This is a genomic window from Flavobacterium sp. 245 (assembly GCF_004362055.1).
In the GTDB taxonomy this organism is placed as follows: Bacteria; Bacteroidota; Bacteroidia; order Flavobacteriales; family Flavobacteriaceae; genus Flavobacterium.
This window is the reverse complement of sequence record NZ_SNXB01000003.1, coordinates 236,033-257,694: the sequence shown is the minus strand read 5'-3', so window position 1 is coordinate 257,694 and position 21,662 is coordinate 236,033. Positions and strand designations below refer to the sequence as shown.

Sequence of the window (21,662 nt, the reverse complement as noted above, 5' to 3'; positions counted from 1 at the left end):
ATTAGATAATTTTATTACGAACTAACTAACCGTAATAAATATGAAAATTCAAAAATGGTATTCCTTAAGCGTTATTCTTCTAATGCTTTGTTTTGGAATATCAAATAAAAACATTGCGCAAAACCGTACAATCAAAAATGATGTTTTTTGGAATACAAAAGACGGAAAACCGCTAAACAGCCAAGGCGGAGGGATTTTTAAATTTCCTGATGCTAAAACAGGTAAAACGAAATATTATTGGTACGGCGTACATTATGCCGAAGCCGATCAATATCGTGCTGATCCTTCTAAAACATTGCCTAATGCAACTTTTGAAGCCGTAACCTGCTACAGCTCTGATGATTTTGTGAACTGGAATTTTGAAGGGAATGTTTTGACCAAACAAAAAGTCAATGAACATGGAAAAACCTGGGTTGGGCGTTTAGGTGTTGCCTTTGTGAAAGAAATTAATAAATACGCCATGTTTGTACAGCATGGAAGTGAAGTATTAATTGCACTTGCAGATTCGCCAACGAGTGAATTTATCTGGCATCAGAAAATAAATATGGAAAAAATGATTGGCACGAGCAATACTGGCGATCAAACTGTTTTTACCGATGAAGATACTGGAAAATCATATTTGATTTATTCCTATGGGAAAGGACGAAACAAAATTTATGTTTCTGAAATTGGAATGAAAGAGGGAAAAGTGAATCTTTTGGATTGTACACAAATTTTTAAAGGGGAAAGCAGAGAAGGTAATTGCATGTTCAAATACAAAAACAGGTATTATATGTATGCTTCAAATATTTACGGCTGGGATGGTTCGTTTGCCTATTATTTAGTTGCCGATGATATTCGAGGTCCATATCTTCCAACGAATGAAATGCTAATAACAAAAGGTGCCGAAGACGATTTTGCACATGTTTCGCAAACCGGTTTTTTCTTTTCTGTAAAAGGAAACAAACAGGAAACGATTGTGTATTGCGGTGATCGCTGGTCTGATTTTGCTGGAAACGGGTTAGGTTATAATCAATGGTGCCCGCTTTCTTTCGACGGAAAAACGCCTTATTTCAATTCGCTTAGCGCTTGGGATTTGGATGCAAAAACCGGAACATGGAAAGTAAACAAAGAGAACAATTATGTAAAAAACGGCAGTTTTGAAGCCGACCGCAGGCATATTCCGAGTCCGGTTAAACCCGTGCAGATTCAGCTGACAGGCTGGGCAAGCGAAGTGATTGAAGGCAATAAAATTGGATTAGATACGGTGACTTCGCCAGTTTTAAATCATTTTAATACGCAAATTGAAAGAAAAACCGTAATTGGTGAAAAGAGTTTGAATATTAGCGATAAAGTTAATTTTAAAAGAAAAGTATTTCAAATCATAACATCTTCGCCATATGTAAAACTGGAAGACGGATTATATACTTTAACCGCCCAAATTAAAAATAGCAGTGGTTTTGATAATCTCGAGGTCTATGTTTTAAGTAACGACAAGAAATTTAAGTTTACAATAAAAGAAGAAAATAAGGATTGGAAAACAATAATTATCAAGAACATAATTATAAAAGGAGGAAAAGCCGAGGTTGGTTTTTTAGCCAGCGGAAAAGCAAATTCTTTTTGCCTTGCCGATGATGTTTCGCTGGTAAGAAGTGGGAAGTAAGATTTTTGAGGGAAGATGAAAGAAGCAAGAGGCAAGAGGCAAGATGAAAGATGAAAGATGAAAGATGATAGAAAGAAGAATTTGAAGTGAGTAATTTAATTTAATTTGTTTAGTGTTTTTAAAGTCTGTGAGCGTTTTGTTTACAGACTTTTTTTATGGATTTAATTTTAAAGAAAGCGGTTAAATCAATTTCAAGGCACATCGAGCTTCACATCTCTTTCAAAAATCTTTCATCTATCATCTTGCTTCTTTCTTCTAAAAAAAAATCTAAAAAAAAGCAATAAATAAAAAAGCGTTCATTCATTTATTATTTTATCTTTGCAAAAAAAAGGCTATGAGAGTTAGAGATATTGACAAAGAAAAACTGGTTATAAAGACGGCGATTGACCAGATTGTACAGGAAGGATTTCAAGGTTTCAGCATGAATAAATTGGCGAAAGCCTGTTCAATTTCTGTTGGTACGCTCTATATTTATTATGCTGATAAAGATGATTTAATTCAAAAAATTGGGGCAAGTATGGCACTTAAGTTTTTTAAGAGCACCATAAAAGATTTTTCGCCCGAAATGTCATTTGAAGAAGGTTTGTGGAAACAATGGGAAAACCGCGCCAGCTTTACAATGAAATACCCCAAAGAAGTTGCATTTTTTGAGATCATCAAACACTCGCCACATGGAGAAATCATATTGGATTCAATTGCAGAGTTTGCCGATTTTAGAACCATTATGAAAGATTTTATAGATAATGCTCTTCGAAACAAAGAACTTCTCCCAATGAGTTTTGAAGCATTTTGGTGTGTGGCTTACGGACCTCTTTATACGTTGCTGAATATGCATACTGAAGGCAAAAGTATGGGAGGAAAACCATTTATTCTTACAAAAGAAATTATGAAAGAAGCTTTTCAATCAACAGTTAAAGGCTTAAAACCATGAAATTATGGAAACAGATTTAAACACAATACATATTTTTAAAACAAACATCAGCGCCATTGATAATAATTGCGCGGCGCATTACGCACTTAACAATAATCAAAATATCGAGCATTGGAGTGTTGATTGTGAAGATGTTGACTGCGTTCTTCGTGTGGTTTCAGAAATATTGAAACCGGAAGAAATTATTAAAATAATCAGCGATCTAGGCTTTGAATGCCAAGAATTATCGTAAAAAAAACATATTAAATAAAAATGGAAAAAACTACCATAGAAAGCCCCGCTTTTACCTCTCATCAAAAAATTATTATTGCCATACTGGCGCTTTTGCAATTTACTGTCATTCTTGATTTTATGGTGATTTCGCCGCTTGGAGATATCTTAATGAAAACATTGGACATGACAACGTCAAACTTTGGTTTTGCTGTATCGGCGTATGCTTTCAGCGCCGGAATTTCAGGATTATTGGCTGCAGGTTTTGCAGATAAATTTGACCGAAAAAAATTATTGATTTTCTTTTACACCGGATTCATTATAGGAACTGTTTTTTGTGCGCTTTCAACAAGCTACACAATGTTGCTTATGGCACGAATTGTGACTGGGCTTTTTGGTGGTGTAATTGGTTCTGTTTCACTAGCCATCGTAACCGATTTGTTTGTTCTTCAACAGCGCGGACGTGTAATGAGCGTTATACAAATGGCCTTTGCAACAAGCCAAATTTTAGGAATTCCGGTTGGACTTTACTTTGCTAATAACTGGGGATGGCATTCGGCTTTTATCATGATTGCCGTTTTAGCGGGATTGATACTTCTTGCTGTAATCACCCAAATGAAACCTATTACAAAGCACTTGGAACTTCAATCAGATAAAAGTCCGTTTTTGCATCTTTGGCACACGTTAAGCAACAAACATTATCAAGTTGGTTTTACCGCAATTGCATTTTTGTCTGTTGGTGGTTTTATGTTGCAGCCTTTTGGAAGTGCTTTTTTAGTAAATAATATTCATATCAGTCAGCTTGAACTGCCAATGGTATTTTTCTTTACAGGACTTTCAGTACTTTTTATAATGCCAATCATTGGTAAATTAAGCGACAAGGTCAGCAAGTTTAAATTGTTTGCTGCAGGATCGGCAATTTCTGTTGTTATCATTGTTATTTATACGAATCTAGGACCGGTGCCATTATGGCAAATTGTGGGATTGACGATGATTATGTTTATGGGGATCATGGGTCGTATGATTCCGGCAACAACATTGAACACTGCAATTCCAGACATGCGAGATCGTGGCGCTTATATGTCAATTACCTCTTCATTACAGCAAATTGCGGGAGGAATTGCGGCAGTTTGTGCTGGTTTTATTGTGCATCAAAAAACGAAAACATCACCACTTGAAAATTATGATATTTTAGGATATGTAATCGCTGCGGTTACTTTATGCACTGTATTTTTAATTTGGAGAGTGGATCAATTGGCGAAGGCTAAAGTTAAAAACGCAAATATTTAATTGTAATACTTTGTGCGTAATTTTTTAAACACATAGAAACATAGAATTTCTCTTTTTGCATACTCAATTAGACTATAAATCTATGTTTCTATGTGTTTAAAACCATATTAAAACAAAACAAAAGCTTGTTCTAATGGACAAGCTTTTTGTTTTTAAAAGAATATCTAAATAGTTACTTTTTTCTTCCAATAAAAATAAACGGAAAGCGCGTTTATAATTGCCAAAAGCCATAAAACCGGGCTGCTGAAAAAACTGTAATAAGTTCGCCCATTCGGGATTTCGACAAAAGGTACTGTGATAAAAACATCTAAAATTAATGCCGTTGCTGACATTACAATTCCAAGTAATAAGCCATTCGTTTTGGGAACTTTTTTATAATAAATTTTGGCTCCAATAATTCCGAAAAAGACAATTGCAAACATTACAATTATAGTCTGAATCGAAAAATAATTTTTTACAAACGGAACCAAACCTAAAATATAAAACGATAAACTGACACAAATCCATACGATGAAACCAGAAAAGATTGCTCTAAAATAATTCATCTGCAAAGTTTTAAGAATTCCAAATTCCGGTTTTGGCAGTTTCTTTCGCGTAAGCGGAAAAATCTTTTGCTTTTCGGCCTAAAACTTTTTCAATGTCAGAGGTGATATGCGAATTTCTTCCGTCCAAAACCTCTTCAAAAAGATAATTGACAAGCCAGATATGATCGTCTGGAACCTGATATTCTTTTAGCATCTGCGTATATTCGTCTAAAGATAAACCTTGAAAAGTGATGTTTCTGCCACTCGCTTCGGCAATTGTATTTACAGCTTCTTTAAAAGTCAATAATCTTGGACCGGTCAATTCGTAGGTTTTTGAATTATGATTTTCATTTAAAAGTGATTCTAAAACAACATCGGCAATGTCATCTGCATCAGTAAAAGGTTCAAGCGCTTCGGCTCTTGGCAAAGCAACAATTCCGGCTAAAATGGGTTCTAAAAAAATGCTTTCACTAAAATTTTGATTGAACCAGCTTGCACGCACGATGGTCCATTTTTTAACATTTTCTTTTACGATTTCTTCGCAAACCTGCGCTTCTTTTTCTCCTCTTCCAGATAATAAAACTATTTTTTGAACACCTGATTTTGTTGCTAAAACTGTAAATTTCTGAATAGTTTCGACTGCCGAAGGAATTGCTAAATCAGGCTGAAATGTGACATAAACAATCTCAATATCTTGCAGCACATCTTCCCAGGTTTCTGGTTTTTCCCAGTCAAAAGGAATTTTTTCAGCTCTTGAACCAAGACGAATTTCGACATCTGGATTGTTTTTCAATCTTTCGATTACTCTGCGTCCTGTTTTCCCATTGGAACCCAAGACTAAAATTTTCTTTTTGCTCATATCAATATTTTTTAAATGAATACTGATACAAAGTTGACTACATTAAAAAAGAATCATTTGTCGCAAAAGAATTATGATTTGTCTGAAAGGAATTGAAGGCGTACTTCGTTCGGGCGCATGCCGAATTTTTTATGAAAGGCATTCGAAAAAGAACTCAAACTTTCATAACCAACTTCCCAAGCGGCTTCCTGAACTGTTTTTTCACTTTCACGGAGTAATTCATACGCTTTATGAAGGCGTTCTTCCTGAACATATTTGAAAACAGGAATCCCAAAAAGTTCTTTAAAGTTCTTTTTTAATTTATTGCTGTTCAAACCTACCATTTGCGATAATTGCGTAATTGACGGCGGTTTCGAAAAATTATTGGTGACAATTTCCTTTGCTTTAAAAAGTTTGTTTTTATCAATTTCCGAAAAATCAATTTTGGCATCGGTACTTAAAAGGCCAAAAAAATGTGCTAAAAGTTCGTTGATCTGGCTTTTTAAAAACAACAATCGCGTATTTCCGATATAAGTGGTGTTGAAGATTTTTTGAACCGCTAATTGCATATCAAGTGTCATATAATAGGAGGGACCTTTTACAAAATGTTCTTTTGGATTTAATAATTCCGGAAGGTGTTTTTCAAAAATTTCTTTTTCGGCTTCAGGAAGTGAATTCAAATGTTTTGGTTTGGTAAAAATACTGATGGATTGCAAAGGCTTATCAGGTTCAATTTTATGTGAGAATTCTACTTTTTGATTTCCAAAAAAACAGATGGCCAAACCAGTAGTATTCGTTAGGTATTTTGTTTGATTATTGTGCTTGATTTCTAACTCGACATTGCCAGATCCATAAAATGCAAATCCAACTGCATCACCGTCGATTTCACATTTCTGAACTATAGTTTTTGTCGTGTTCGATTGTTCTATTAAAACAATAAAGTCATTCAATTCTATAATATCGGTTGTCATCTTGTTTTTAGGGTATTTAAAATCGACTGAAAGTTAAGGTTTATTTTTAATTCGGCAGCAAGAGTATGGTTTATGGCTTAAACAATTCTTAAATTATGTAAAATGTTTAAAATTAAACAATTAGGTAAAATTAGAAACTTAAAAATTTTATTTTTTAAAACTTTTTATTGGAAGAAACGGAACTTAAAATTCTTTTTCTGAAACAGTATTTATGTGTAAAATCTTATTTTTAAAAAGTTGCCTGTTGATAAGTGTTTCTTTAAATTGAATAGTAAAGTGCTTTTTTTATGTTGACAACTCTATTTAGATTTAGTATAAATAACTGATATTTCGAGCAGTATGAAATTTTTTGTACCTGTTGATAAATACTTTTTTTGACGTTCAAAATGACTTTTTTTTGCTGTTGATAATTGCTTTTATTTTTAACATGAAAACGAAAGTAAAACAAAAATGTCTGGCTTAAATTTGTAAGTAGCGAGATGTCAAAATACCTCCCAAATCGGCATTTCGGATCTTTAATTTGTCACCATTAAATACTTTATATTATGTCTATTTTCGATAAAAGAATCAATTATAAGCCTTTTGAATACCCGGAGGTATTGCAATTTACTGAAGCCATTAATAAAGCGTACTGGGTTCATACAGAGGTTGATTTTACTGCTGATACGCAGGATTTTCATTCGCATTTAACAGCAGCCGAAAAAACTGCAATTAAAAATAGTTTATTGGCGATTGCTCAGATAGAAGTTGCGGTAAAAAGTTTTTGGGGCAATATTTATGAGCATTTTCCAAAACCGGAATTTAATGGCCTCGGAACCACTTTTGCCGAATGTGAATTTAGACATTCTGAAGCCTATTCTCGTTTGCTTGAGGTTCTTGGTTATAATGATGAATTCGAAAAATTACTAGACGTTCCTGTAATCCGTAAGCGTGTTGATTATCTTTCAAATGTTTTAAAAGATACACGTTCGCAGGATAACAAAAAGTATATGATTTCGCTGATTTTGTTTAGCATTCTTATCGAAAATGTTTCGCTTTTCAGTCAGTTTGCGATTTTGCTTTCGTTTACAAGATTCAAAGGTTATATGAAAAATGTCAGCAATATTATTGCCTGGACTTCAATCGATGAACAAATTCACGCAAATGGAGGTATTTTCATCATCAATAAAATTCGAGAAGAATTTCCAGATTATTTTGATGATGCGACTTTATTGACGATTAGAGACACAGTAAAAGACTCAATTGGTGTAGAGTCTGATATTTTAGATTGGATTTTTGAAGATGGTGAAATTGAAAGCATCAACAAAAAAGATCTGGTTAATTTTATGAAATTCAGATTAGATGAAAGTTTAAAACAAATTGGAATTCCAACTGTTTTTGATGTTTCGCTAGAAGATTACAGAGCAATGTCATGGTTTGAAGAAGAGGTTTTTGCTAATAGTTTAGATGATTTCTTTGCAAAAAGACCCGTAGAGTATACCAAACATGATAAAAGTATTACGGCAAACGACCTCTTCTAAAATTTAAAAAAATGAATACAATAGATATAAATCAAGAAAGCGTCCCGATGAGCGAAGCTGGAAATAAAATGTGGTGGAAAAATTCTGAAAGCGAACAAATATTAAACCGCGGCTATCTTTTAAAAGGAGAAACTGTCGAAGGTGCCATTGACAGAATTTGTACCGCGGCAGCGCGCAGACTTTATAAACCGGAACTAAAAGATTCTTTTGTTGAAATGATTGAGCGTGGCTGGATGAGCATCAGTTCTCCGGTTTGGGCCAATATGGGAACTGAACGCGGTTTGCCAATTTCTTGTTTTAATGTTCACGTTCCAGATGAAATCGAAGGAATTACACATAAACTAGGCGAAGTAATCATGCAGACCAAAATTGGTGGAGGAACATCAGGATATTTTGGAGAATTACGCGAAAGAGGAAGCGCCGTAACAGATAACGGAAAAAGTAGCGGAGCAGTAAGTTTCATGAAACTTTTTGACACTACAATGGACACTATTTCTCAAGGTGGCGTACGTAGAGGTGCGTTTGCAGCATATTTAGATGTAGATCACCCGGATATTGAAGAATTTTTGAAGATTAAAAGCATTGGTAATCCAATTCAGAATTTGTTTACCGGAATCTGCGTGCCCGATTATTGGATGCAGGAAATGATCGATGGTGATAGCGACAAACGTCAAATTTGGGCAAAAGTTCTTGAAAGCCGTCAGCAAAAAGGACTACCTTATATTTTCTTTAGCGATAACGTAAATAAAAATAAACCGCAGGTTTATAAAGATAAAAATCTGCGAATTAATGCCAGCAATTTATGCAGTGAAATTATGCTTCCATCTGATTTTGATGAGTCGTTTATTTGTTGTCTTTCGTCAATGAATTTGGAACTTTATGAAGAATGGAAAGATACTGAAGCAGTGAAATTAGCGATCTTTTTCTTGGATGCCGTATTGCAGGAATTTATCGAAAAAACAGAAGGGAACTATTATCTTTCGGCAGCAAATAAATTTGCAAAAAGACACCGTGCTTTAGGTTTAGGCGTTTTAGGATGGCATTCGTATTTGCAAAAAAATATGATTCCGTTTGAAGGTTTGGAAGCCAAAATGAAAACGACAGAAATTTTTAAACATATAAGCGACAAAGCCGATAAAGCCACTCAGGATTTGGCCCGAATTTATGGTGAACCAGAATTGCTTAAAGGTTACGGACGACGCAATACAACAACAATGGCAATTGCGCCTACAACATCTTCATCGGCAATTTTAGGACAGACTTCGCCGGGAATTGAGCCTTTCAGCAGTAATTATTACAAAGCGGGTTTGAGCAAAGGAAATTTTATGCGAAAAAATAAATATCTGAAAAAATTATTGGAAGAAAAAGGTTTGGATAATGAGGAAGTTTGGCGCGGTATTATGCTGAATGGCGGAAGTGTACAACACATGGAACAGCTTACTCAAACAGAAAAAGACGTTTTTAAAACCTTCAAAGAAATCAGCCAGCTTGAAATTGTCCAGCAGGCAGCAATTCGTCAAAAATTTGTTGATCAAGGGCAAAGTTTAAACCTTAATATTCCTGCAGAATTGCCAATTAAGGAAGTAAATCGCTTAATGATTGAATCATGGCAACTCGGAATTAAAAGTTTGTATTATCAAAGAAGTCAGAGCGTTTCTAAGGAACTGGTTACAAGTCTCGTTAGTTGCAGCAGTTGCGAATCTTAAATATAAAAATCGGAAGTGTTTCTTCCGATTTTTTTTTTTGCTTAAAAATTACAACATCGGGAGCATCAAAATTGGAACTAAAGCTTTTTTAATTAATTTATTGAGATCGGTTTTTTCAAATTTATGATCTAAGAATTTGGCTACGGCATTTTGGAAATAATTCATAAAAATCAGTTTTTTTAGTAAAATCGGTCTATTTGCTAAATCCATTTTTATACTGTAAAAAATTATGTAATGTCAAATTTTTGAGATTATAAAGCATTCAAGATTATCAAATTTTTAAGTAAAAAAGTTTTTTGTAAGAATAATTTAATGTTTGCAAATGAATAATATAGAAAAGACCAAATTAGGATTATTGGATAATATTATTAAGTTTGTTGCGAATTATTCAATTTCTCAAAAGCCAAAAAATTGTCGTTACCCGCATTAAATCAGGATAAAATTTTAATCGATCGTCTTCGCAGTGGAGATGAATCGGCTTTGACAGAATTGTATAATACTTTTTGGCAAGCATTGTTCATGTCGGCTTATAATGTGATTAAAGACAAAGAATTGTGCGAGGATATTATTCAGGATATATTTTTGAATATCTGGACAAACCGTGAAAAATTAGAAATTCATATTTCTTTAAAAGGATATATGTACGCCTCTGCACGTTATCAGGTTTTTAATCATCTGAGAAAAAATAAAGACAAAGTTAAAGTCGAACTTTTTGATGATTTAGAAAAACGTTTTCAGCATACAACGCCAGAGACAGAGTTGATGCATGAGGAATTAGTGCAGCAGCTCAATTTAATTATCGAAACACTTCCCGAGAAATGTCAAGCCGTTTATAAACTTAGCAGAGAAGAACAGTTGAGCCACAAAGAAATTGGCGAGCGTCTTAACATCTCAACCAAAACAGTCGAAAATCATATCACAAAAGCGCTTCACACCATTCGTTTGTCAATGGGAAATTCATTAGGCGTTGCAATGGTTTTATGGCTTTCTAAAAATTTATAGAAAGTCTTAAAATGATTGCCGATTATAAGTCTATAGCCCTGAATTTTCTCTTATACAACGGGGCTTTTCTTAAAAAAGTAGAAAAAACAAAAAAAAATACAATTTTGACTAGGGGGTAAATGTCTTTTTAGATACTTACTTAATATACTCCCGCATTAATATTAAAAAAAATGAAAAAAGAAGAATTCTTAACGTTATTAAACAGATATCTTTCTGGTGATACTAATCGGGAGGAGAGTAAAAAATTACTTCATTTTTACGAAAGTTTTCAAACTTCTGAAGAATGGGATGAAAGCTTAGGGTCTAAAGAAGAAATTCAGAATAAAATGCTTCACAGAATTCAGACAGCGATAAAAGCTGGCGAAACAGAAGTTATTCCGCTAAGGCCTTTTTATACCAGAACAAGTTTTAGAGTTGCGGTTGCAGCATCGGTCGCTATGTTGATTTCAATTACGTTATTATTCAATACAGCCAAAAATGCAAAAAACAATATTCCTGCTATTGCAAATAAAAATATTTTAATTGGAACCGATAAAGCCACTTTGACTTTAGAAGACGGTTCTGTTATTACATTAGAAAAAGGAAAAGGGTATGCAACTGGAAATGCATCCAGCAATGGAGAAAAATTAATTTACAATGCTAAAAATAATCCTGCAGGAATAGCAAATAATTTTTTAACGATTCCCAGAGGAGGACAGTTTTTTGTACAGCTGGCAGATAGTACAAGAGTTTGGCTGAACTCTGAATCGCAGTTAAAATATCCGGTTGCTTTTGTTGATGGAGAAACCAGGCAAGTTGAGCTTGTTTACGGAGAAGCTTATTTTGAAGTGTCGCCAAGCACAAAACATAAAGGCTCTAAGTTTAAGGTAAAAACGCAAATGCAAAATGTTGAAGTTATTGGTACTGAATTCAATATCAAGGCCTATAAAGACGAAAGCACAATTTACACCACATTGGTAAAAGGAAAAGTGGCTGTGAGCAATGTTACTAATAAAGAAATTTTAGCACCAAATGAACAATCTCGCATTAGTAAGAGCAATGATCATATTGCAATTTCTGAAGTAGATGTTTACAATGAAATTTCATGGAGAAAAGGTTTGTTTGTTTTTAAAGGAATGCCTTTAAAAGATATAGCAAAAGTATTGTCAAGATGGTATGATACTGATATTGAATTTGCTGATCCAGCTCTTGGGAATGTAAAATTTAATGGAGTTTTGAATAAAAATCAAAAATTAGAAGACATATTGACGACAATCAAGAATATTAATTTCATTAATGCCTATGAGAAAAAAGACAATAAGATTATAATAAAATAAAAAGAAAAGGGATTAAAGTTCAGACCTCTCACCGTACCGCACTTCATCCCTTTCTGTGTATTAATCAATTAATCATTTTTAACAACCAACCAATTAACATGTAAATTTATGAAATTTAAATTAACCAGTGCCTATTTCTATATTAGAAATAGGCTAATTATTAACATTATGAGAACTTTTATCTTCTTGTTTTGTACGACAATTTTTGGTTTTTCTCCCTTAAATCTATTTTCGCAAAACACAAAAGTTGTAATTGCTTCTGATAAAACAGTATCTGTCGATGAAGTTTTTGACATTATCAAGCAGCAGACAGATTATACGTTTATTTATCAGGAAGATTTATTTAAAAAATTACCTAAAGTACATTTAAAAAAAGGAAAAATTAAAGTGAATGATTTGCTGGAAGCCAGTTTTCCCAGCAAAAATTTTAATTTCAGTTTTGCAAATGGAAATACAATTGTAGTAAAAGAAATTCCGGTTGAGAAAGTTGTAGTACTGCAATCTAAAAATATTGAAATTAGAGGTATTGTTACCAATGAAAAAAAAGAACCCCTGCCTGGCGTAAACATAAAAGTAAAGGGGAGTAATGTGGCCACACAGACTGATTTTGATGGAAAATATGTAATTACAGCTCCAGAAGACGGGCAAATTTTGTTTACCTATATTGGACATACTGCACAGATAATAACTGTTAATAAAAGAAAAGTTATTAATGTTATCTTAGAACAACAAACCAAAGAACTTGGTGGAGTAGTAATTAATACTGGGGTTACAGTTCGTAAAAAAGAATTAATTACAGGAGCTGTTTCTACTTATAAAGGAGAAGAATTAAGACAAGTTTCGACACAAAACGTTGTTCAGGCCTTAAAAACTTTAGATCCTTCTTTTATGGTTTTGAACAATAATATTGCAGGTTCAAACCCAAATGTTTTGCCAGTTATCGAGGTGAGAGGGCAGACAAGTTTATCTGTAAATCAGGTTAATGATCGTTTTAAAGAAGACCCAAACCAACCTTTGTTTATTTTGGACGGATTTCCAACAACATTACAACAGGTTGTAGATTTAGATATTAACAGAATTGCCAATATTACGCTTCTTAAAGACGCCGCTTCTACAGCATTATACGGTTCACGTTCTGCAAATGGAGTTGTAGTTATTGAAACAAATAAACCAGTTGCAGGAAAATTACAAATTTCTTATGTCTATAATTCATCTTATGAATTGGCAGATTTAAGTGTTTACAATTTAATGAATGCGGAGCAGAAATTAGAATTCGAAAGACTTTCTAAAGCTTATGTGGTACCGCGTCTTGGTAATTATGAACAACAATTTAATTGGGATCAAGTATATAACAAACGTTTGGCTGATGTGCGCCGCGGGGTTGATACGTATTGGCTGAACGAACCTATCCAAATGGGAATTACATCTGGACACAGTTTATCAATTGGTGGAGGTTCTGACGAGTTTAGATTTAATCTTGCAGGAAATTACAAATCTTTATCAGGAACTATGAAAGGTTCTGAACATGATACTTGGGGATATAATGCAAATTTGATTTATAGAAAGAAAAAAGTAAGTTTTAATAATAACTTCTTTATTTCTGGAGGAAATAATCAAGAATCGCCTTATGGTTCCTTCTCTACTTGGGCAAAAGCGAGTCCGTATTATGAAAAACAAAATGAAAATGGAGCAGTAACGCGTTATTTAGACGGAACTAATACACCAGTAGGAAATCCGATTGTAAATAATTACGTAAATCAGGAAGAAAATCCTTTGTATAATGTTCTTTTAAATAGTTATGACAAAAGTGTTGATTTTAATTTCACTAACAATTTTGCTATTAACTACGATATTAATCCTCATATTAAAACAACTGCAGCAATATCAGTTTCCAGATTGCAGTCAACATCGACTAAATTCGTTTCACCAGATAACACAGAATTTATTTCAGACATTCCAACAGAAAAAGGAAGTTATGAAAGAAAAGATTATTTGACCAATAAATGGAATGGAAATATTGGTGGAACCTATTATAATGTTTTTAATAATGTTCACTCTGTTAATTACACCATTAGAGCTTCAGCTTTAGAAACAAGCTACGAAACGTATAGTTCTGTTTTAAGAGGATTTCCATTGGGAGTTGCAGGTAATCCTAATTTTGCTTTTGGATTTGAAGCAAATTCAAAACCAGGAAGTTATAATGAAACGATCCGAAGTATTGATTTAACAAATCAGCTGAATTATGCTTACAACAGAAAATATTTGCTTGATTTAACTCAAACAATATCTGGAGCAACCAATTTTGGAACAAATAAAAAATATTCTCCTTATTATGGTATTGGTATTGGATGGAATATGAACTACGAATTTAACATGAACGAGGATATCGTTAATATCTTGAAACTTCGTGCAAACTTTGGTCAGACCGGAAATCAAAATCTTATAGGATTCGCTTCTCATGATATTTATACTTACGATCCTAATACCAATATTTTTGGCGCCGGATTAAATGTTTCGCAATTGGCTAACATTAATTTAGAGGCTCAAAAAACAAAAGATTTGTCTTTAGGATTAGATTTGGCAATGTTTAGAAACAGATTGACAGCGACTTTTGGAGCTTACAGACGCCGAACTTCACCACAGATTGTTGCAATCGATCTTGCCGCTTCAACAGGAGTTACTGCTTATCCGTTAAACATTGGTTATATAACAACTCAAGGTTTAGAACTTAAAGCTAATTACACTATTATAAATAATGCTAAAGCTAATTTTTATTGGGGAGTTGGATTAACAGCAACTACAAACGAAAATGAATTAGGAGGTTTTAATAATGCTTTGGCTTCATTAAATGATGCTGCCAAAAAAACAACCAGTCTAACAAGATTTTATGATGGAGCCAGTACAAATGATCTTTGGGCAGTACCTTCATTAGGAATTGATCCTGCGACAGGAAGAGAAGTTTTCTTGAAGAAAAACGGAGAAACTACATTTATTTTAGATAAAAATGATGAAAGAATCATGGGGAATTCAAGAGAAATTGCAACCGGTGTTTTTTCTACAAGCGTTAACTATCAAAACTTCAGTTTAGGAGTATTCATTCGCTACAGTTTTGGAGCAGATCAATTTAATACTGCTTTATATGACAAAGTTGAAAATATCAGTTCAAGTAATATTTTTGATAATCAAGACGCCAGAGCCTTTACAGACCGTTGGACAACTCCAGGACAAATGGCGCAATTTAAGGCTATCAGCTTAACAAATAATACACCAATTTCTTCTCGATTTATTCAAAAAGCAGATTATATATCAGGAGAGTCACTTCGTTTAGGATACCGTGTAACCAATAAAGCTTGGCTTAATAAATCTGGATTAGCTGGTTTAGGATTCAATGCTTACGCAAATGAGTTTTTTAGAGTTTCTACCATAAAAACGGAGCGAGGGATTGAGTATCCATTTTCAAGAATTTATTCTTTAAGTCTAAACGTATCATTTTAATACAGCAATTATGAAACAGTATTTAAATAAAATAGCACTGATCATCTTGATTTCATTTTCAGCTGCAGGCTGCAGTGATTTCTTGGATGTAACGCCTCAGGATAAAATTTTAGAAAATCAAATATTTGAGAATGAAGCCGGAATGCAAAATGTGCATAACGGACTTTATTTAAGTTTGGTAAATGATGATCTTTATGGAAAACAGCTTACAATGGATGCTGTTGAAATTTTAGGTCAACAGTATAATATGACCAACAATAGTACTAAAAGTAGAATTGCATCCTATGCTTATACAGAAAGCCACCCTAAGTCTATATTTTCTGATATTTGGGAAACAGGATATAAAACGATTTTGTATGCCAATAAATTTTTAGAAAGCATGGACGAACATGCAGGGATTGTATCAAAAGAAAAAGCCGATCTTCTAAAAGGTGAGACATACGGTATTAGAGCAATGCTTCATTTTGATATGTTGCGTTTGTACGGACCAATTTATAAAGTTGATCCTTCTCTTCCTGCAATTCCTTATTACGACACAGCTGTTACAGCAAATCAGCCGTTGATTTCTGCAAAAGATGCTGTTGCTAAAATTCTGGCTGATTTAGACAAAGCTTTAGAATTGCTTCAAAAAGATCCAATTCTAACTTCAGGAAAATATAAAGGTACAACTGATTTTGATGCTAATCCGTATTATTCTGCAAATAGAGGTTTGCGTATGAATTATTTGGCAGTAAAATGTCTTAAAGCTCGTGTATTATTATATTCTGGAGATAAAGCGGGTGCATCTGCGCTAGCAAACGAAGTAATTAATTTTACTAAATCGACGACATTTTTTCCATGGACACCGTTTTTAGAAGCCACAAATGCTGCAAATCCTGATCGTATTTTTTCATCTGAAAACTTCTTTGCTTTAAGTGATTATACTTTATATCAAAAACAAAAATTATTATTCGATTACAATTTACCAGATGGATCTATTTATTCTCCATTATTAAGCAGATTAACAGCTGTTTTTGAATCAAATGATAATGATTATAGAAGTCTGCCAAGCTGGAAAGTTCCAGTTGTTGGAGGAAAAACACAAAAAACATTTTATAAATATGAAGATGTAACGAACAAAGAAAAGCTTTTCCGTCTTCAGATTCCTATGTTTAGACTTTCAGAAATGTACTTGATTGCGGCAGAAACAGCGCCAGTACCAGCAGATGGAATCGCTTTTTTAAATACACTGCGCTTTAACCGTGGTTTGACCAATTTAGCAGCGACGGCAAATGTTACTACAGAAGTTACAAAAGAGTACAAAAAAGAGTTTATTGGCGAGGGACAGCTGTTCTTTTACTACAAAAGAATAAACAGTGCTACAATTCCTAACGGCTCAGCGGCTTCTGGAAACGTAACTATGGGAGCACTTCAATATGTTGTGCCATTACCGGAAATTGAAGTTAATTTCCAATAATTTAAAACAAAATATCATGAAAAAAATATTGATTTTAAGCATATTGTTTTTATCGGTTTTAGGCTTTACGTCATGTGAACAGGAGGAAATTGCGGCTTATTCTGGGAGTGACAGTATTTATTTTGCACCTTCTGTTTATGGCCTTTCTGATGGCGCAACTACAACAATAGCAGATAGTACAGGATTTACTTTTGCTTTAGAAAAACCCGAAGTTGTTGGTAAAACTTATAATATTCCGGTTCGTGTACAAGGAAACATTAGTGATGTTGACAGAAAAGTAAAAGTAGTTGTCGATCCAAAAAGTACTGCTGTAGCCGGAACTCATTTTGAAATTCCAGCAGATTTTGTAATACCAGCTGGAAAAGTAGTAAATGATCTTCCTGTCAAGGTTTTAAGAACTGCCGATATGAAGAAAAACAGCCTTTTGCTGATTTTAAATTTGGAGGAAAATGAATCATTTAAAACGGATATGAAGAGCAAGGAAATTAATGTCCTGACGCACAAAAAAATAAGCTTTATTAGTTTCAAACTTTCTTTTGATGATAAACTGACACAGCCAATTGGCTGGTATGCACCTTATCTGGGTACTTTTTCAGCAAAGAAATTTTTCCTGATGTGCGATTTGATTCATCTAGATCCGGCAATTTTCAATCAAAAACTAGGCGGGCCAGGACTTGCGATTGCTGATTTTGTGTACTATCAGGCTTTTATGAAACGTTATCTGGCTGATCAAAAAGCATCGGGCAACATCATTTATGAAGAAGATGGGAAAGAAATGATCTTTCCTTAAAATCATTTAATAAATTTTAAAAACAGAACATTATGTTAAAAAATATAAAGATTCAATTTCTTCTGTCACTGATGCTGGTATTAACTTATAGCTGTGCAGAGGATGAAGGGAATTACAATTATAATGCAATAAATGAAATACACGCGACCGGTATTCAAGAATCCTATACGGTTTATACTGGAGATAACTTTAAAATTGCTCCTGATTTGAATGAAACTTTAGTTGACGTCAATAATACAGATCGTTACAGCTACGAATGGGTAGCGCTTAATCCCTCTAAACTTTTATTAGAATCAAGAACACTTATCTCAACGACTAAAAACTTGGATGGAGTTATAAAATTAGCGCCTGGAAGTTATAATGTTTACTATTTTGTTAAAGATAAAGTTACAGGAGTTACTTGGCAGCAAGAACCATTTGAACTAAATGTAGTTTCGGCTATTTATGAAGGCTGGCTAGTGATAGGAAACGTACAAGATAAGGCCCGCTTAGATATGATTTCGATTTTACCAGGTATTCCACAGCCAAGAATTATTACAGATGTTTTGGATGCTTCAGGTTCTGCATTAAAATTAACAGGTAAAGCTGTTGAAGTTTCTTGTTTTGGGGCTGCTGTTTCTGTTGGTTCGATATACGGAATTTATGTTACCACTACAGAAAATGGTACGGCAAGACTTGACCCAGATTCTTTTGCGTGGTCTCAAACACAAAATTTGGCTTATGAAACTTCAGGAGGTTCATTCCCTACCAACTTTGGAATTGATTTTATGGAAACTCCAGGCTCTGCAGGCGAGAATTTTATATACAGCAAAGGAGATATTTATTATTATTATCGTGTGTTCAATATAAAATACGGTCTTCCGCAAAATATATTAGAGACAGCTACAAAAACTTTTTCTGCGGCCCCTTTTATCGCCTCTAATCAAGGTGCAATTGGTTCACCAGTATTCTTTAATAATGATACTCGCAGTTTTGTCCGTTTTAGTTATTCAAAAGGAAACTGTTCAGCAATGCCTCCTGTAACTCCGTCATCGACAGTTTTAGATTGGAATAATACAGATTCTGATCTACTTTACATGACCACCTCTAATTTTAATGGTTTTGAAAATTTTGCTGTCCTAAAAAATCGTTCAACAGGAAAATACAATTTATTGCGTTTCTCTCAAGGTTTGATTCAAAGTTATTACAAAGAAATTTTGAATGCTCCAGAATTTGATAAAGCAACAAAATTTGCGGTAAGCCCAGATTCAGGATATTTATTTTATGCAGTAGGGGGTAAAGTGTATGAATATGATAATGGAACCCAATCGGCTAAATTAATGATTAATAAAGGTGCTGAAGAAATAACTTATATTGGTTTTAATAAGTTGGCAAAAAACGAAGACAAGAAATTAATTGTTGGTAGCTATGGAACTTCGGGCACTATGGAGCTTTATACAGTTCCTCCGGTAAATGGCAATTTAATATTAACAAGTAAATATGAAGGCTTATGCAAAATCATCGATGTTGCATACCGTCGCAGATAATCTAAAACCTTAAAAACAAAACCGGATGAAGCGTGAAATTCATTCTTCATCCGGTTTCTTAACAATCACATTTTATGAGACGATTTATCAAAATCGCAAGCGCAGTTTTGCTGCTTGCCTGTCCTTTTATTGCCTTAAAAGCACAGACACAATCAACCGACGAAAGCTGGGAACAAGCTAAAAAACAAGCTCGAACGGAGAAAAAATTAATTTTTGTCGATTTGTATTTCACAGGCTGTATGCCGTGCGCACAAATGGACAAAGAGGTATTTCCAGATCCAAAAATAGCTGCTGTTTTAAATGCTGATTTTGTCACTTTCAAATCGGATATCTTAAAAGAAGAAATTGGAAAAAAATTATGCATGAAATACGGCGTTACCGGATTCCCAACTTTTTTATTCCTGAATTCTGATGGCAAAGTGATTGATATTGAAACTGGTTTTCAAACTGTAGAGCAATTTACGGCGTTGCTTCAAAACGCAAAAGAAGCGGCAAAAAAAGGAATATTTAAAAAATACAGTCCACAAATTCAGGAAAAAGAGTATCCGGAGTTTTATGCGCAGGCTTATTTAGCAAACAAAAGAAACGTGTCTTTTGAAACCGCCGATGCTTATTTAAAAGCACAGCCTTCATTAACTGCCGAAGTTCCTTTTGTAATTATTACAGGTTTAAGAATTGGCCGTCAATACGATGATTTCTTTTTGAAAAACGCAAAACAGCTTCAGAAAGATTATGGTTCTGCAAGTGTTTCAAATCACGTATTTACCATTTTGCAACGCAAGAGAAAAGAATTTGAGAAAACAAACGATTTGGCTTCATTCAAAAAATTGCTTGATGAGGAAAAACCAATTTTTTCTGCAGAAGACTGGACCAAATATGAAGGTATTTTATTGAAAGATTTTGGAGCTGTAAAAGCATCAAACAATCCCTATACTTTACAAAAGTAATTTAAAATGAAAAAAATATTCTTGTTTTCAATATTGATTTTTGGATGCACCATTTACGCTCAAAACAGCGTTCAGAAAGCTATTGAATCTTTCGAAAAAGCTTTTCAAAATAAAAGTTACAGCGAGATTAAAAGTCTTTTAGCGCCTGAGTTTTCTGTTGGCGCCGGCGATTCTTCTTCGAATGAATTTTACTTGAATAGTATTTTTAATGCTTTTCCAGTTTTAGATTCAATTGAAACTGGAAAATTGGTAACAATTAAAAATGAAACTTTTGTTTTGGCCGATTTTTGCTTCAAAGGAAAAGAAAAAAAGCCAACTCAAATTGTTTTCAATTCAGACAATAAAATCTTGTATGTGACTTTTTTTGATGGTTTGTATAGAGTCGACCGAAATGCCCAAGTAAAAGAAGTTGCAAGTATTCCTTTTGAAATTATTGAAAATGGAATAGCCATCAAAATAAAACTAAACAAAGCCGATCGTGAATTTTTAATGCTGTTTGATACAGGTGCAGACGGAATGGCACTTAATCCAGACAGTGCTTACAAAGCCGGAGTTGTGGTAACAAAAAGCAAATCGGCATCTGTGGTTGGAGGAAGCCAGCAAGTTCAATATTCGGCCGATAATACCATTTATATTGGCGATCAGGTTTTAAAAAATCAAGGTTTGGTCATTTTTCCTAAACATGGCGTTTATGACGGATTGTTTGGCGCCAATTTATTACGCAATTACATCACGTCTGTCAATTTTGATACCATGACAATTGACTTGTATAATTTTGGAAACTTCAATTATTGGGGAAAAGCGAAACCATTAGTTTTCGACTATAAATCTGGCCTTCCGGTAGTAAAACTAAATTTGACTTTTGAAGATAAAAAAACGGTCGAAGGCAACTTTACTTTTGATACCGGCGCTGGTTATGATTTAATTGCTTACGGACCTTTTAATCATAAAAATAATCTGGAAGCAAGTTTAAAAACTGAATATACATCAATCAATTATAGTTTAGGAAAACAGACGAAAATTGTTGGAGGTGCGATACCAAATATTGCTATTAATGGAAATAATTTTCCAGATGTAACCGTCGCACTTCAAGAATATGACGAAGCCAATAAAAACTGGGCTTTCGCCGATGGATCTTTGGGAATTGATTTAATAAAGCGTTTCAATTTTACAATTGATGTGCTTCACAAAACGGTTTATTTAGAACCCAATAAAAACTTCAAAAAAAGAGCCTCATTTTATTTTGCTGGACTCGATTTAGAATTTGACGAAAATCAAAATCTTTTGGTAAAGAAAATTATAGACCAACAAAACAAAGATTTGCAGCAAGTAAAAGTCGGCGCAAAAGTCACTCAGATCAACGACTTTGAAGCTAAAGATTTATTGAAACCAGAAAATCTTAAAAAACTGAAAGAAACTAAAGAAAGCAAAGATTTGATTATCGAACAAAATGATCAGTCGCTGCGAATTTCAATTTAAACATCAAACAAAAAACAAA

At 33.8% G+C, this 21,662-nt stretch carries 17 protein-coding genes; 14 read left to right on the top strand and 3 right to left on the bottom strand.

Features of this window, described 5'->3' with window-relative positions; translation table 11 throughout:
- The first annotated feature begins 40 nt into the window (after window positions 1-40).
- The 4 genes from EV145_RS07190 to EV145_RS07175 all read left to right on the top strand — a co-directional run bounded on the left by EV145_RS07190 (window position 41) and on the right by EV145_RS07175 (window position 4,073).
- Entirely contained in the window at window positions 41-1,642 is a 1,602-nt protein-coding gene (locus EV145_RS07190; RefSeq protein ID WP_133524539.1) for a family 43 glycosylhydrolase, read from the top strand.
- A gap of 334 nt (window positions 1,643-1,976) precedes the next feature.
- Window positions 1,977-2,573, top strand: a complete 597-nt coding sequence (locus EV145_RS07185) for a TetR/AcrR family transcriptional regulator (protein WP_133524538.1) — start codon at window positions 1,977-1,979, stop codon at window positions 2,571-2,573.
- A 4-nt stretch (window positions 2,574-2,577) separates the two neighbouring features.
- Window positions 2,578-2,805, top strand: coding sequence for a hypothetical protein (locus EV145_RS07180; protein ID WP_133524537.1), 228 nt, complete (start codon window positions 2,578-2,580; stop codon window positions 2,803-2,805).
- A gap of 20 nt (window positions 2,806-2,825) precedes the next feature.
- On the top strand, window positions 2,826-4,073 hold the full coding sequence (locus EV145_RS07175; RefSeq protein WP_133524536.1) for an MFS transporter: 1,248 nt from the start codon (window positions 2,826-2,828) through the stop codon (window positions 4,071-4,073).
- 164 nt (window positions 4,074-4,237) lie between these two features.
- On the opposite strand, the gene EV145_RS07170 is transcribed toward EV145_RS07175, so the two are convergent.
- The 3 genes from EV145_RS07170 to EV145_RS07160 form a co-directional block, all read right to left on the bottom strand.
- The gene (locus EV145_RS07170) at window positions 4,238-4,618 is read right to left on the bottom strand and encodes a DUF5367 family protein (protein WP_133524535.1); all 381 of its coding nucleotides are present in this window, start codon (window positions 4,616-4,618) and stop codon (window positions 4,238-4,240) included.
- Window positions 4,619-4,628: 10 nt separating this feature from the next.
- On the bottom strand, window positions 4,629-5,456 hold the full coding sequence (locus EV145_RS07165) for an NmrA family transcriptional regulator (protein WP_133524534.1): 828 nt from the start codon (window positions 5,454-5,456) through the stop codon (window positions 4,629-4,631).
- Between the two features lie 71 nt (window positions 5,457-5,527).
- The gene (locus tag EV145_RS07160) at window positions 5,528-6,406 is read right to left on the bottom strand and encodes a helix-turn-helix domain-containing protein (RefSeq protein WP_133524533.1); all 879 of its coding nucleotides are present in this window, start codon (window positions 6,404-6,406) and stop codon (window positions 5,528-5,530) included.
- A gap of 545 nt (window positions 6,407-6,951) precedes the next feature.
- Between EV145_RS07160 and EV145_RS07155 the strand changes: the two genes are divergently transcribed.
- From EV145_RS07155 to EV145_RS07110, 10 genes are all read left to right on the top strand, one after another.
- Entirely contained in the window at window positions 6,952-7,926 is a 975-nt protein-coding gene (locus EV145_RS07155) for a ribonucleotide-diphosphate reductase subunit beta (RefSeq protein WP_133524532.1), read from the top strand.
- An 11-nt stretch (window positions 7,927-7,937) separates the two neighbouring features.
- Window positions 7,938-9,632: a ribonucleoside-diphosphate reductase subunit alpha gene (locus EV145_RS07150; RefSeq protein WP_133524531.1), complete on the top strand. Its 1,695-nt coding sequence runs from the start codon at window positions 7,938-7,940 to the stop codon at window positions 9,630-9,632.
- Between the two features lie 411 nt (window positions 9,633-10,043).
- Complete coding sequence (locus EV145_RS07145; protein ID WP_133524530.1) at window positions 10,044-10,634, top strand: RNA polymerase sigma factor; 591 nt, start codon at window positions 10,044-10,046, stop codon at window positions 10,632-10,634.
- A gap of 170 nt (window positions 10,635-10,804) precedes the next feature.
- A complete protein-coding gene (locus tag EV145_RS07140) occupies window positions 10,805-11,950 on the top strand; it encodes a FecR family protein (RefSeq protein ID WP_243739216.1) in 1,146 nt (381 codons plus the stop codon).
- Window positions 11,951-12,118: 168 nt separating this feature from the next.
- Window positions 12,119-15,445: a SusC/RagA family TonB-linked outer membrane protein gene (locus EV145_RS07135; protein WP_166638420.1), complete on the top strand. Its 3,327-nt coding sequence runs from the start codon at window positions 12,119-12,121 to the stop codon at window positions 15,443-15,445.
- Window positions 15,446-15,455: 10 nt separating this feature from the next.
- The gene (locus EV145_RS07130; RefSeq protein ID WP_133524528.1) at window positions 15,456-16,901 is read left to right on the top strand and encodes a RagB/SusD family nutrient uptake outer membrane protein; all 1,446 of its coding nucleotides are present in this window, start codon (window positions 15,456-15,458) and stop codon (window positions 16,899-16,901) included.
- A gap of 16 nt (window positions 16,902-16,917) precedes the next feature.
- Window positions 16,918-17,691: a DUF4843 domain-containing protein gene (locus tag EV145_RS07125; protein WP_166638419.1), complete on the top strand. Its 774-nt coding sequence runs from the start codon at window positions 16,918-16,920 to the stop codon at window positions 17,689-17,691.
- Window positions 17,692-17,723: 32 nt separating this feature from the next.
- Window positions 17,724-19,217 (top strand): PKD-like family lipoprotein, encoded by a 1,494-nt coding sequence (locus tag EV145_RS07120; protein WP_133524526.1) that lies wholly within the window; start codon window positions 17,724-17,726, stop codon window positions 19,215-19,217.
- Window positions 19,218-19,291: 74 nt separating this feature from the next.
- Window positions 19,292-20,164, top strand: coding sequence for a thioredoxin family protein (locus EV145_RS07115; RefSeq protein WP_133524525.1), 873 nt, complete (start codon window positions 19,292-19,294; stop codon window positions 20,162-20,164).
- Window positions 20,165-20,170: 6 nt separating this feature from the next.
- Window positions 20,171-21,643: a retropepsin-like aspartic protease gene (locus EV145_RS07110; protein ID WP_133524524.1), complete on the top strand. Its 1,473-nt coding sequence runs from the start codon at window positions 20,171-20,173 to the stop codon at window positions 21,641-21,643.
- The last annotated feature ends 19 nt before the right edge of the window (window positions 21,644-21,662 follow it).

Bases quoted from the DNA above. Each gene is read 5' to 3' on its own strand.
- EV145_RS07125 (WP_166638419.1), top strand. From the start codon at position 16,918: ATGAAAAAAATATTGATTTTAAGCATATTGTTTTTATCGGTTTTAGGC.
- EV145_RS07140 (WP_243739216.1), top strand. From the start codon at position 10,805: ATGAAAAAAGAAGAATTCTTAACGTTATTAAACAGATATCTTTCTGGT.
- EV145_RS07165 (WP_133524534.1), bottom strand. From the start codon at position 5,456: ATGAGCAAAAAGAAAATTTTAGTCTTGGGTTCCAATGGGAAAACAGGA.
- EV145_RS07160 (WP_133524533.1), bottom strand. From the start codon at position 6,406: ATGACAACCGATATTATAGAATTGAATGACTTTATTGTTTTAATAGAA.
- EV145_RS07110 (WP_133524524.1), top strand. From the start codon at position 20,171: ATGAAAAAAATATTCTTGTTTTCAATATTGATTTTTGGATGCACCATT.
- EV145_RS07130 (WP_133524528.1), top strand. From the start codon at position 15,456: ATGAAACAGTATTTAAATAAAATAGCACTGATCATCTTGATTTCATTT.
- EV145_RS07115 (WP_133524525.1), top strand. From the start codon at position 19,292: ATGAGACGATTTATCAAAATCGCAAGCGCAGTTTTGCTGCTTGCCTGT.
- EV145_RS07185 (WP_133524538.1), top strand. From the start codon at position 1,977: ATGAGAGTTAGAGATATTGACAAAGAAAAACTGGTTATAAAGACGGCG.
- EV145_RS07155 (WP_133524532.1), top strand. From the start codon at position 6,952: ATGTCTATTTTCGATAAAAGAATCAATTATAAGCCTTTTGAATACCCG.
- EV145_RS07190 (WP_133524539.1), top strand. From the start codon at position 41: ATGAAAATTCAAAAATGGTATTCCTTAAGCGTTATTCTTCTAATGCTT.
- EV145_RS07180 (WP_133524537.1), top strand. From the start codon at position 2,578: ATGGAAACAGATTTAAACACAATACATATTTTTAAAACAAACATCAGC.
- EV145_RS07120 (WP_133524526.1), top strand. From the start codon at position 17,724: ATGTTAAAAAATATAAAGATTCAATTTCTTCTGTCACTGATGCTGGTA.
- EV145_RS07170 (WP_133524535.1), bottom strand. From the start codon at position 4,618: ATGAATTATTTTAGAGCAATCTTTTCTGGTTTCATCGTATGGATTTGT.
- EV145_RS07135 (WP_166638420.1), top strand. From the start codon at position 12,119: ATGAGAACTTTTATCTTCTTGTTTTGTACGACAATTTTTGGTTTTTCT.
- EV145_RS07175 (WP_133524536.1), top strand. From the start codon at position 2,826: ATGGAAAAAACTACCATAGAAAGCCCCGCTTTTACCTCTCATCAAAAA.
- EV145_RS07150 (WP_133524531.1), top strand. From the start codon at position 7,938: ATGAATACAATAGATATAAATCAAGAAAGCGTCCCGATGAGCGAAGCT.